This window comes from Pseudomonas sp. 5Vm1k (genome assembly GCF_056161485.1).
The window spans coordinates 1-13,155 of the sequence record NZ_JBSPCZ010000016.1; the positions used below are offsets into that span (position 1 = coordinate 1).

Annotated in this window: 7 protein-coding genes and 1 rRNA gene; 7 read left to right on the forward strand and 1 reads right to left on the reverse strand. The window is 60.0% G+C overall.

Going from position 1 to position 13,155, the window contains the following annotated elements; all coding sequences use genetic code 11:
* The first annotated feature begins 131 nt into the window (after positions 1-131).
* From rrf to yfiB, 7 genes are all read left to right on the forward strand, one after another.
* Positions 132-247, forward strand: a 5S ribosomal RNA gene (gene rrf, locus ACWIKB_RS25745).
* A gap of 157 nt (positions 248-404) precedes the next feature.
* Positions 405-3,857 (forward strand): exodeoxyribonuclease V subunit gamma, encoded by a 3,453-nt coding sequence (recC, locus tag ACWIKB_RS25750; RefSeq protein ID WP_475270307.1) that lies wholly within the window; start codon positions 405-407, stop codon positions 3,855-3,857.
* Positions 3,854-7,543: an exodeoxyribonuclease V subunit beta gene (recB, locus tag ACWIKB_RS25755; RefSeq protein ID WP_475270308.1), complete on the forward strand. Its 3,690-nt coding sequence runs from the start codon at positions 3,854-3,856 to the stop codon at positions 7,541-7,543. Before recC ends, recB begins: the two co-directional genes overlap by 4 nt.
* On the forward strand, positions 7,540-9,648 hold the full coding sequence (recD, locus tag ACWIKB_RS25760; protein ID WP_475270309.1) for an exodeoxyribonuclease V subunit alpha: 2,109 nt from the start codon (positions 7,540-7,542) through the stop codon (positions 9,646-9,648). The genes recB and recD overlap by 4 nt, the downstream gene beginning before the upstream one ends.
* A 120-nt stretch (positions 9,649-9,768) precedes the next feature.
* Positions 9,769-10,344, forward strand: coding sequence for a regulatory sequestration protein YfiR (gene yfiR, locus ACWIKB_RS25765; RefSeq protein ID WP_475270310.1), 576 nt, complete (start codon positions 9,769-9,771; stop codon positions 10,342-10,344).
* Positions 10,341-11,609 (forward strand): diguanylate cyclase DgcN/YfiN, encoded by a 1,269-nt coding sequence (gene dgcN, locus ACWIKB_RS25770; RefSeq protein ID WP_475270311.1) that lies wholly within the window; start codon positions 10,341-10,343, stop codon positions 11,607-11,609. The genes yfiR and dgcN overlap by 4 nt, the downstream gene beginning before the upstream one ends.
* 5 nt (positions 11,610-11,614) lie before the next feature.
* Positions 11,615-12,118 (forward strand): outer membrane lipoprotein YfiB, encoded by a 504-nt coding sequence (gene yfiB, locus ACWIKB_RS25775; RefSeq protein WP_475270312.1) that lies wholly within the window; start codon positions 11,615-11,617, stop codon positions 12,116-12,118.
* On the opposite strand, the gene ACWIKB_RS25780 is transcribed toward yfiB, so the two are convergent.
* On the reverse strand, positions 12,115-13,062 hold the full coding sequence (locus ACWIKB_RS25780) for a LysR family transcriptional regulator (RefSeq protein ID WP_475270313.1): 948 nt from the start codon (positions 13,060-13,062) through the stop codon (positions 12,115-12,117). The two genes, yfiB and ACWIKB_RS25780, sit on opposite strands and share 4 nt — an antisense overlap.
* Positions 13,063-13,155: the final 93 nt, after the last annotated feature.

The following is a 13,155-nucleotide window of genomic DNA, read 5'->3' on the forward strand; positions in this document are numbered from 1 at the left end:
GAGCATCAGATTGCGGTGTGTGAAGACGAAACGAACCGAAAGTTCGAGCTGCTCACAAACACCGAGATCTATCACATACCCATTCGCTGGAGCGTGAACCCGCAAGGGCAAACGACCTGGCTCACGAATTTCTTGACGACCATAGAGCATTGGAACCACCTGATCCCATCCCGAACTCAGCAGTGAAACGATGCATCGCCGATGGTAGTGTGGGGTTTCCCCATGTGAGAGTAGGTCATCGTCAAGATTAAATTCCGAAACCCCTATCTGCGTATGCAGGTAGGGGTTTTGTTTTTGCCCGCAGGAAAGTTCGTACAGCATCTTCAGACGGCTTCCGGCTGTCACAGTCTCCCGACAGTGCTAAGGTTCGGCCCTAGCTTTTGTATTTTCCCAAGGAAGCCTTTATGCCGGACGCCGCGTCCCTCAATGCCGGTTTTATGGTGGTTCAAAGCAACAGTCTGGATGAACTGCGTAGCCTGGTGATCAGCGTAATGCGGCACTACCCGCTGGCTCCCTTGGAAAATGAAATCGCCTTGGTACAGAGCAACGGCATTGCTCAATGGCTCAAGCTCGCACTGGCCGAAGACCCTCAAGATGACGATATGGGTGGTTGCGGAATTGCGGCCGCAATAGATGTGCAATTGCCCGGCAGTTTCATGTGGCAGCTCTATCGCATGGTCCTGGGCCGTGATGAAATCCCGGCCAAGTCCCTACTCGATAAAGCACCGTTGACCTGGCGTCTGATGCGCCTGCTGCCGCAGCTGATCGACCAGCCGCATTTCGAACCCCTGCAACGCTTCCTTACCCACGACACCGATTTGCGTAAACGCTATCAGTTGTCTGAGCGTCTGGCGGATCTGTTCGATCAATATCAGGTGTACCGGGCCGACTGGCTCGAAGATTGGGCCGAAGGCCGACATCAATTGCGAAACGGCAGAGGCGAAGCCAAGGCCCTGACCCCGGCCAATTGCTGGCAAGCAGAATTGTGGCGTGCACTGCTTCTGGATGTGGGGGAACAAGGCATGGCCCAGAGCCGGGCCGGCGTCCACCAACGGTTCATCGAACGCATCAACAGTCTCGACGTGGCACCAAGCGGGTTGCCGTCCAGAGTGATCGTTTTCGGGATTTCTTCGCTGCCCGCTCAAGCGCTGGAAGCACTCGCTGGACTGGCTCGATTCAGCCAAGTGCTGCTTTGCGTTCACAACCCATGTCGTCACCATTGGGCCGACATCGTCGCCGATAAAGACCTGTTGCGGCACCAATACAAACGCCAGGCCCGCAAAAGCGGCATGCCAGTTGTCCTCGATCCGCAAACCCTTCACCAACACGCTCATCCTCTATTGGCCGCATGGGGCAAGCAGGGGCGGGACTACATTAACCTGCTCGACAGCTACGACGATCCCGGCAGCTACCGTGCAGCATTTCGCGATGGTCGTATCGATCTATTCAGCGACAGCCAGCCGCAAAACATGCTCAATCAGTTGCAGGACGACATCCTGGAACTGCGTCCTTTGAGCGAAACGCGTGAATATTGGCCTGCGGTCGATCCAAAGAACGATAAATCGATCCGTTTTCACATTGCCCATAGCGCCCAGCGGGAAGTGGAAATCCTCCACGATCAATTGCTCGAACGCTTCAGCGCCAACCCGGATCTGAGACCGCGCGACGTGATCGTGATGGTGCCGGATATCGACAGTTATGCGCCGCACATCCGCGCGGTATTTGGCCAGCTGGAACGCAATGACCCGCGCTTTATTCCCTTTACCCTGGCGGACCAGGGCCAGCGCGGTCGCGATCCGCTACTGATCGCTGTCGAACATCTGCTCAAGCTGCCGGACAGTCGTTTCCCGGTCAGCGAGATTCTCGATCTGCTGGACGTACCCGCACTCCGGGCTCGCTTCGGCGTTGAAGAACCTGACCTGCCAACCCTGCACCGCTGGATTGAAGGTGCCGGCATCCGCTGGGGAATGAATGCCGAACAACGGGCAGCCCTCGGTCTGCCGGAAGAACTGGAGCAAAACAGCTGGCGTTTCGGCCTGCGACGGATGTTGCTCGGTTACGCGGTCGGCAGTGCCAGTGCCTGCGAAGGTATAGAACCCTATGACGAGATCGGAGGTCTGGATGCGGCGCTCATCGGTCCTTTGGTCGCACTGCTGGACGCGTTGGAGATTGCGCATCAGGAACTCACGCAACCCGCGCCACCCAAAGAGTGGGGTACACGGTTGCAAGGCCTTGTTCAGTTGTTTTTCAAGGCTAGCAACGAGCACGACGATTACTTGCTGGCTCAACTCGAAGAGCTGCGTGAAACCTGGCTTGATACCTGCGACTCAGTAGGGTTGCAGGACGAGTTGCCACTAACCGTCGTCCGCGAGGCGTGGCTGGCCGGTCTCGATCAGGGCCGTCTGTCTCAGCGCTTCCTGGCTGGAGCCGTGAACTTTTGCACGTTGATGCCGATGCGTGCGATACCGTTCAAGCTGGTTTGTCTGCTGGGCATGAACGACGGGGATTACCCTCGTGCACAGCCGCCGCTGGACTTTGACCTGATGGGCAGTGACTACCGCCCAGGTGATCGCTCCCGGCGTGAAGATGATCGCTATCTGCTGCTCGAAGCGCTGTTGTCCGCCCGTAATCAGCTTTATATCAGCTGGGTAGGCCGTAGCATTCGCGACAATAGCGAGCGTCCGGCATCGGTTTTGATCGGGCAGTTGCGCGATCATCTGGCCAGCGGTTGGCGACTGGATGAAGAGCACAATCCACTGCTTGAAGCGATGACCCAGGAACACCCCCTGCAACCGTTCAGTGCCCGCTACTTCCACGAAGGCGATGCGCTGTTCAGCTATGCCAGCGAATGGCAGGTGCTTCATCAGTCCAATGAGCAAACGACTGATATCGAGATTCTCGAACCCTACATTCAAGACGAGCCGCTGGGGCTGGGCCAGTTGCAGGATTTCCTGCGAAACCCCGTACGACATTTCTTCAGCCAACGGCTCAAGGTGTTCTTTGAAGCAGCTGAAGTGCCGTTGGCCGATGAAGAGCCTTTCGTGCTCGACGCGCTGCAGCGCTACAGCCTCAGCGACAGTTTGCTCGAGGCGGCACTGAGCCAACTGGAACACTCCGATCAGGCACTGGAAGCTCAGGCCATACGCCTGCAAAACAGCGGCCTGTTGCCCATGGCTGGTTTCGGTGAATGCCTTCAACGAGAGTTGATCGAACCGCTGCCGGATCTGCTGCAACGCTATCAACAACTCCTGACGCTATGGCCAACACCGCTGACCAGCGCCTTGCCGGTGAGTCTGGAACTGCACGGCTTGCGCCTTGAAGGCTGGCTCAGTGGCCTGCATCAACGCGCGGACGAAGGCATGCTGTCGATCACCACGATTCCCAACAGCATCGGCTCGATCAAGACCCGCAAGTGGCATCGCCTGACGCGACCGTGGGTCAATCACCTGGTTGCGTGTGCCAGCGGCTTGTCAATGACCACCGCACTGGTCGCCAGTGATGACACGCTGCTGCTGGAGCCACTGGCGAAAGAGGCGGCGCTTAAAACGCTTGGCAACCTACTGCTGGCCTGGCAAGCAGGCATGCGCCAACCGCTGCCGATCGCGGTAAAAACCGCCTTCGCCTGGCTCGGCCAAACCGACCCGATCAAGGCCGATGCCGCCGCGCGAAAAGCCTACGAAGGCGACGCTCAGACCACTGACGGCGAGCGTCGCGAAAGCCCGGCACTCGCCCGGCAATACTCGGATTACGACAGCCTGATCGCCGATGAAACCTTCCCCGGCTGGTGCGACGCTTTGTACAGGCCACTACTCGAAGCCCCTTGGCGTTCACTGACCAGCGAAGGCGCGCGCTCATGACCACGAAGACACCGTTGGCCCTGGCGTTCCCCCTGCGCGGCAGCCAGTTGATCGAAGCCAGCGCCGGCACCGGCAAGACCTTCACTATTTCTGCACTTTACTTGCGCCTGGTCCTGGGGCATGGCGGCGAGTCGACTGGTTTCGGGCGCGAACTGTTGCCGCCACAAATCCTCGTTGTGACCTTCACCGATGCCGCCACCAAAGAACTGCGCGAGCGTATTCGCACCCGTCTGGCCGAAGCCGCGCGGTTCTTCCGGGATGAGATTCCGGCGCCAGATAGCCTGATTGCAGATTTGCGAGATCAATTCCTTGCGGAGCAATGGTCCGGTTGCGCAAACCGCCTGGACATCGCCGCTCAATGGATGGACGAAGCGGCTGTCTCGACCATCCACAGTTGGTGTCAGCGCATGCTGCGTGAGCATGCCTTCGACAGTGGCAGTCTGTTTACCCAAACCCTGGAAACCGATCACAGCGATCTACTGGGCGAGGTCCTGCGCGATTACTGGCGGCTGTTCTGCTACCCGATGCAAGGCGATGCGCTGAACTGGGTTCGTGGCAACTGGGGTGGCCCCGCAGCGTTGCTGCCGCGAGTGCGCGGCTTGTTCGCCAGCGAGCGCGATAGCGTTGAAGGAAAAGAGCCTGCCGAACTCATTGCCGAGTGCCTGCACGAACGACGCACAGCCCTGCTCGAACTCAAAATGCCGTGGCGCCAATGGGCAGACGAATTGCTTGTGATCTGTCATCAGGGCGTGTCGAGCAAAAGTGTCGATGGGCGCAAAATGCAGGCGCGCTACTTCGAGCCTTGGTTCGAAAAGATCAAAGCCTGGGCAGAAGACGAATCCCTTGAGCAACTGGACATCGGCACCGGGTTCACCCGGTTGACCCCTGACGGTATGGCGGAAGCCTGGAAAGGCGAAGTCCCTCATCATCCCGGTCTGGATGCGATGCCTGGCCTCAAGGCCAGTCTCGATGGTTTGCCGACTCCTGATGCTGCCGTCCTGCAACACGCCGCTCAGTGGGTCGGCGCGCGGTTCGAAGAGGAAAAACGTCGCCGCGCAGAAATGGGTTTCGACGACATGTTGCTGCGCCTCGATGCAGCCTTGCAGTCCGATGGCGGCGAACGCCTGGCCACGCTGATTCGCGAGCAATTCCCGGTGGCGTTGATCGATGAATTCCAGGACACCGACCCGGTGCAGTACCGCATCTTCGAAAGCATCTATCGCATCGAAGACAACAACCCCGAGTGCGGCCTGTTCCTGATCGGCGACCCGAAGCAAGCGATTTATGCCTTTCGTGGCGCCGACATCTACACCTACTTGCGCGCCCGTCAGGCCACCACCGGCCGCTTGCATACGCTGGGCACTAACTTCCGTTCCAGCCATGGCATGGTTAACGCGGTGAACCATGTTTTCGAGCGTGCCGAGTCTCGTGAGGCCGGGCGCGGTGCATTCCTCTTCCGCGAAAAAAATGGCGATAACCCTGTACCGTTCCTGCCCGTCGAATCTCAGGGGCGCAAAGAAGTTTTGCAAATCGATGGTCAGAATGTTCCGGCGCTGAACATCTGGCATCTGCCTGCCGAGCAGCCACTGTCCGGCGTGGTGTACCGACAACAATTGGCCGCTGCCTGCGCCAGTCAAATCACTGCATTGCTTAACGGCGGGCAACAAGGCCGGGCGGGTTTCAAACAGGACGGCAAGGACTTCAGAGGTCTGTTGCCGGCGGACATCGCCATTCTTGTACGCGATGGCAAAGAGGCCCAGGCCGTGCGTGGCGAACTTTCTGCCCGTGGCGTGCGCAGCGTTTACCTATCGGACAAGGATTCGGTGTTCGCCGCCCAGGAAGCGCATGACCTGCTGACCTGGCTCAAGGCCTGCGCCGAGCCCGACGTCGAGCGTCCACTGCGGGCCGCGTTGGCCTGCATTACGCTGAACCTCTCACTGGCTGAGCTTGAGCGACTGAATCAGGACGAATTGGCTTGGGAAGCTCGGGTCATGCAGTTCCGCAAGTATCGCGAGATATGGCGCAAGCAGGGCGTGCTGCCGATGCTGCGACGCTTGCTGCACGACTTCCAGTTGCCTCAGGCATTGATCACTCGCAGCGATGGCGAGCGCGTCTTGACCAACCTGCTGCACCTGTCCGAGTTGCTGCAACAAGCAGCCGCCGAGCTCGATGGCGAGCAAGCCCTGATCCGCCATTTGTCCGAGCACCTGGCGTTGTCTGGTCAAGCCGGCGAAGAACAGATCCTGCGCCTCGAAAGCGACGAGCAACTGGTCAAGGTCGTAACCATTCACAAGTCCAAGGGCCTTGAGTATCCCTTGGTGTTTCTGCCTTTCATTTGCTCGGCGAAACCGGTGGATGGCAGTCGTTTGCCGCTGCATTACCACGACGCCACGGGCAAGGCCCAGGTGACGTTGAAACCGACGGCCGAGTTGATCGCCCTGGCCGATGACGAACGTCTGGCCGAGGATTTGCGGTTGCTCTACGTGGCTCTGACGCGCGCACAACACGCGTGCTGGCTCGGTGTGACCGACCTCAAGCGCGGCAATAACAACAGTTCGGTGCTGCATCTGTCGGCATTGGGTTATCTGTTGGGCGGTGGCGCAGCATTGACCGAGTCCGCCGGCCTGAAGCGTTGGCTGGAAGATCTGCAACAAGATTGCCCGGCACTCAACTATGGCGAGATGCCTGAGGCAACCGTCGAGCACTACCATCCGCCGCGTAATGAAGCGACCTTGCTCGCGCCGTTGATCCCCAAGCGCAAGGCCAGCGAAAACTGGTGGATCGCTTCCTATAGCGCCTTGCGAATTGGCGACAGCATGAGCGTGGGCAGTGACGAGGCGCCGGAGAGCCCGCAGGCGCAAAAGCTTTTCGACGATGAACGTCTTGACCCCGAGGCACCACGGGAGGTGGTGACCGGCGGCGCGGATATTCATCGCTTTCCCCGTGGTCCGAACCCCGGCACCTTTCTCCACGGTTTGCTGGAGTGGGCCGGTGACGAAGGCTTCAACGCGACGCCCAAAGCCGTGGAAGACGCGGTTGGCCGGCGCTGCAATCGTCGCGGCTGGGAAGGCTGGATCATCACGTTGAGCGACTGGCTGCAGCACCTGCTCAAATCGCCATTGCACATTGGCGGCGGGCAGCCTCCGGTGGTCTTCGAGCGACTGACCCATTACCGCGTCGAAATGGAGTTCTGGTTCGCCAGCCATAAAGTCGATGTGCTCAAGCTTGATGAACTGGTGCGCCAATACACCCACAACGGCGTGGCCCGAGTGTCTGCCGAACCGGTGCTGCTCAATGGCATGTTCAAAGGCTTTATCGACCTGACGTTCGAACACGACGGCCGCTATTACGTCGCCGACTACAAATCCAACTGGCTCGGCGTTGACGACACGGCCTACACCGAGCTGGCCATGGAGCAGTCGATCCTCGATAACCGCTATGACCTGCAATACGTGTTGTACCTGTTGGCCTTACATCGCCAGCTCAAGGCACGGCTGCCCGACTACGATTACGACCGGCATGTCGGTGGCGCGTTGTACCTGTTCCTGCGTGGCACGAGAGCCGCCAGCCAAGGCGTGTATTTTGCCCGCCCACCACGGGAATTGATCGAGCGTCTGGACCGTCTGTTCCAGGGCAAGCCGGAACCCAAGGCCGAGCCCGCCTGGGAACAGGGAGTACTGCTATGAGCCGCACCTTCGCCGATTTGTTGCCCACGCCACTGGCCGCGGAAAGCCTGGCTGACCTGGCGCCGTTGACCCGTGCCGACGATCTATTGCTGCTGCTCACTCGCTGGGTCGAACGCGGTTGGCTACGGGCGCTGGACAAGGCGTTCGTTGCCTTTCTCCATGAACTCGCCCCCGGTGATGATCCACTGGTGTTGCTGGCGGCGGCGTTGACCAGCCACCAGCTCGGCCATGGCCATGTGTGCCTGGACCTGTTCGAGACGCTCAAGGCGCCGGACTTCGCCCTGTCGCTGCCGCCGGAAGGTGATGTGCAAAGTGGCGCGATGTTGCTGCCGTCGCAATTGCTCGAAGCGCTGGACGGCGCCCACTGGTGCAAGGTGCTGGCTGCCAGCAGTCTGGTGGCGCTGGCGGTGGATGGCCGTGAGGCGGCTCAGCATCGACCTTTGGTGTTATCGGGCAAACGCCTGTACCTGCGCCGCTACTGGGCCTACGAACGGCGTATCGACAATGCCTTGCGCCAGCGCCTGTCAGAACATGAAGCCACGCCAACAGATTTGCTCCAGCGCCTGACCGGTCTGTTCGGTCCCGCCAAGCCTGGCGAGGTGATCGACTGGCAAAAACTCGCCTGTGCCCTGGCCACCCGCAGTGCGTTCAGTATCGTTACCGGCGGCCCGGGGACCGGCAAAACCACCACCGTGGTGCGGTTGTTGGCGCTGCTCCAGGCACCCGCCGTGGAGGCCGGTAAACCGTTGCGTATTCGCTTGGCCGCGCCTACCGGCAAGGCTGCCGCTCGACTGACGGAATCCATCAGTCAGCAAGTACAAACCCTGACCGTTGCCGGAGCGGTACGGGACAAGATTCCATCCGACGTCACCACCGTGCACCGTCTGCTGGGCAGTCGTCCCGGCACCCGACATTTTCGTCACCATGCCGGTAATCGCTTGCCGCTGGATGTGCTGGTGGTCGATGAAGCGTCGATGATCGACCTGGAAATGATGGCCAATTTGCTCGACGCGCTACCGGCCCATGCGCGTCTGGTGCTGCTCGGTGACAAAGACCAATTGGCTTCTGTGGAAGCGGGCGCCGTGCTGGGGGATCTGTGTCGCGACGCCGAGGCCGGTTGGTACAGCCCGCAGACCCGCCAGTGGCTGGAGACCGTCAGCGGTGAAAGCCTGGAGGCCAGCGGTTTGCACGAGGACACCGAGGGCACTCATCCCTTGGCTCAGCAAGTGGTGATGCTGCGTCACTCCCGTCGATTCGGCGAAGGCAGTGGCATTGGTCAGTTGGCCCGTTGGGTCAATCAGCAACACCCCGACGAAGCTCGCAAGCTTCTGGCCGAACGCAGCTTTAAAGACGTGTTTTCCCTGCCCCTCAAAGGTGAGCAGGACAAAGCGCTGGAGCGCTTGCTGCTCGACGGGCACAACGAAGGGCCACACGGTTATCGGCATTACCTGAGCCTGTTGCGCAAGCAGCGGCCTCCCCTCGACAGCCCCCTCGATGACAAGCGTTGGATCGAATGGGCGCGGCAGGTGCTGAATGCTTTCGACACCTTCCAGTTGTTGTGCGCCGTACGCAAAGGACCGTGGGGCGTGGAAGGCCTGAATCAGCGAGTGACTGACGCGTTGCTCAAGGCACGGCTGATCGACAGCGATCAGCAGTGGTACGAAGGTCGGCCCGTGCTGATGACCCGCAACGACTATGGCCTCGGCTTGATGAACGGCGACATCGGCATTGCGCTCAAGCTGCCGGAACGCGACGGCCCTGATGCCGGCAAGCATGTGCTACGCGTAGCCTTTCCGCGCAACGACGGCCAGGGCGGCGTGCGTTTTGTACTGCCGAGCCGGCTCAACGATGTCGAGACGGTCTACGCGATGACGGTGCATAAATCCCAGGGCTCGGAATTTGCCCATACGGCGTTGATCCTGCCGGACGCTCTGAACCCGGTACTGACCAAGGAATTGATCTACACCGGCATCACCCGGGCCAAGGACTGGTTCACTCTGATCGAACCTCGTGCCGGGGTGTTCGAAGAGGCGGTGCAACGCAAAGTGAAACGTTTGAGCGGGCTGATGCTGGAGTTGGAAGAGGGCATTGAGTTTAGCCCTTAATATGCCAATCGGTTGACGACGTAAATCTGTCCGAAGTGCCGTGTTCTGCGGCCTCGCGGGTGTTTCGGTGCTGTGCTATCGTTGCGGCATCATTCCGTTAAGATCGAAGAGAATCCCTGCATGAAGTTGGCTGTCCGGGCGACAGAGTGCGTCATTGGCTGCAAGCGAGTATTGCTTGTCGGCCTCCTCTGTTTGCTGACCGGCATCGCGTTCGCTCAACCTGAAACTGCCGTCAGCATGGCCGATCAACGGGCCAAAGCGGTCACCCAGGTGGTGCTCGGGATTCTCAGTTATGCCCGCTGGCCCGTGGAGCCTGCGCAGTTGCGTCTGTGTGTGGTCGGCCCGACCGAATACACCGACGATCTGGTCAAGGGTTCCACTCAAGCCACCGGTCGTCCTGTCACCGTACGACGCCTGCTGGCCGACAATCCGGCGATTACCGGTGAGTGTGATGCGGTCTACATCGGCAAGTTGACCGCCGATGAACGCAGTCGCTTGTTCGCCTCGCTGATTGGTCAGCCAGTGTTGAGCATCAGCGAAAGCAGCGATCAGTGCACCGTCGGCAGCCTTTTCTGTCTGCGGGTCAGCGACGACCAGGTGTCCTTCGAGGTCAACCTCGACTCCGTCGCCCGCAGTGGCGTGCGCATTCACCCGAGCGTGTTGCAACTGTCGCGCCGTAAGCCGGCGGCGCCATGAGTCTATTCAAATCGGATACTCGCCCCACGTTGCGCTCGGTTATCGGTCGCGGCCATTTGATCGTCGCGCTGGTCGGCGTGGCGATGGCCAGCGTGTCGCTGACCTTGCTCGGGGTGCTGGCGTTGCGGGTGTATGCCGACCACAACCTGCACCTGATCGCGCGCTCGATCAACTACACCGTGGAAGCGGCGGTGGTGTTCAACGACAAGGCCGCCGCCACCGAAGCGCTGGCATTGATCGCGTCCACCGAAGAAGTCGCCGATGCCCAGGTGCACAATGCGCAGGGCGCTTTGCTCGCCCGCTGGCAGCGACCGGAAACCGGATTGCTCTCCGATCTGGAAATGCAGATCGCCAAGGCCTTCCTGGAAGAACCCATCAGCATGCCTATCGTTCATCAGGGCCTGGAAATCGGCAGCATCCAGCTCACCGGTCAGGGTGGCAGCCTGATGCGCTTTTTGCTCAGTGGCCTGATGGGGATCGTGGTGTGTACGGCCATCAGTGCCTGGGTGGCGCTGTATCTGGCGCGCCGGCAGCTTCGCGCAATCACCCGCCCATTGCGCAGCCTGGCCTTCGTGGCCCACGCCGCCCGCAGCGAACGGGCCTTCGACCAGCGCGTGCCGCCCGCTGCCATTGCCGAGCTGAACAACCTGGGCAACGACTTCAATGCCTTGCTCGATGAACTCGAATCCTGGCAGACCCATCTGCAAAGCGAGAACGAAACCCTGGCGCACCAGGCCAGCCATGACAGCCTCACCGGGTTACCGAACCGGGCGTTTTTCGAAGGTCGATTGATTCGCGCACTGCGCAATGCCAATAAGCACGACGAGCGAGTGGCGGTGTTGTTTCTCGACAGCGACCGGTTCAAGGAAATCAACGACAACTTCGGCCATGCCGCCGGTGATGCGGTGCTGGTCGCGGTGGCGACAAGGGTTCGTGCGCAATTGCGCGAAGAGGACCTGGTGGCGCGTCTGGGCGGCGATGAGTTCGCAGTGCTGCTGACGCCACTGCACAAGACCGAAGACGCCGAGCGGATTGCCGACAAAATCATTGCCAGCATGGAAGTGCCAATCACATTGCCGGGCAACACGACAGTGTTGACCTCGCTCAGTATCGGCATCGCCGTCTATCCCGACCACGGTGCCACTCCGGGCGCCTTGCTCAACGCCGCCGATGCGGCGATGTATCAAGCCAAGCGCTTGTCCCGAGGGGCACAGCAAACGGCAGGGTCGGAGCACCCTGTCGTCCACGTTCAAACCAGGAGCTAATTTCTGTGTTCTCAATTCCTCAGCGTACCGTACGATTTTTCACCATTACCCTGTTCATGGCCCTGTTGGCATTGACCGGGTGCCAAACCGCGCCTCAAAAAGGCCTGACCCCGGCGCAGGTCGCGGTGCTCAAACAGCAAGGCTTCGAATTGACCGACGAGGGCTGGGCCTTTGGCCTGTCCGGTAAAGTACTGTTTGGCAGCGACGTCGAAAGTCTCAATCCCCAGAGCACAGAAATCGTGCAGCGCATCGGCAAGGCCCTGCTGGGCGTCGGGATCGAGCGCGTGCGGGTCGATGGCCACACCGATGCTTCGGGCAAGGAAACCTACAACCAACAGCTGTCACTGCGTCGGGCGAAAAGTGTCGGCAAAGTCCTGACCGCTGTCGGGATGAAAGAAGAGAACATCAAGCTTCAAGGGCTTGGCAGCAAAGAGCCGGTTGCCTCCAACGACACTCCAGCTGGCCGTACCGAGAATCGCCGGGTGTCGATTGTGGTGATCGCCGACTAATCGGCGAACAACATCTCCCGACTGTCCCCCATCAACAGGCTCTGATTTTGCTCAGTGACTTCGCGGATGTAATCCCACAACAGGGTGATCCGCTTGAGCTTCCTCAGGTCCTCGCGGCAGTACATCCAGAACTGCCGGGTGATGTTGATCTCGGCCGGCAACACCGGCAGCAGTCGCGGGTCCTGGGCCGCCAGGAAACACGGCAGAATCGCTAGCGAGCGCCCTTGCTGCGCCGCCACGAACTGCGCGATCACGCTGGTGCTGCGCAGATTCGCACTGGCGCCGGGCAGTACGTTTGCCAGGTACAGCAGCTCCGAGCTGAACGCCAGATCGTCCACATAACTGATGAATGAATGTTTACCCAAGTCGGCCGGGCGGCGGATCGGTGGGTGTTTGTCGAGGTAGTCCTGGGTCGCGTACAGCTGCAATTTGTAGTCACAGAGTTTGCAGCAGACGTACGGTCCGTGTTCCGGACGTTCCAGGGCGATGACGATGTCCGCTTCGCGCTTGGACAGGCTGATGAAGTGCGGCAGCGGCAGGATGTCCACCGAGATGGCGGGGTAGGCGTCGACGAAGTGGCTGAGCTGCGGGGTGATGAAGAAACTGCCGAAGCCTTCGGTGCAGCCCATGCGCACATGGCCCGACAACGCCACGCCGGAGCCGGAAACCTGCTCGCAAGCCATGTGCAGCGTGCTTTCAATCGACTCGGCGTAACCCAGCAAACGCTGGCCTTCGGCGGTCAGGACGAAGCCGCTGGTCCGGGACTTTTCGAACAGCAATGTGCCCAATGCCGCTTCCAGCGAACTGATGCGTCGCGACACGGTGGTGTAGTCCACCGCCAGGCGCTTGGCCGCGGTGCTGGCCTTGCGGGTGCGGGCGACTTCAAGGAAAAACTTGAGGTCATCCCAGTTCAACGAACCTAAAGACGTGATGTTTTTTTGCATGTTGGACCGGCTTTTATGTGCGTTCTTATTAGAAGTTTGCACATCTATACTCCAAAAACAGTCCGACAACCAATTCGCGACACACGCCTCATC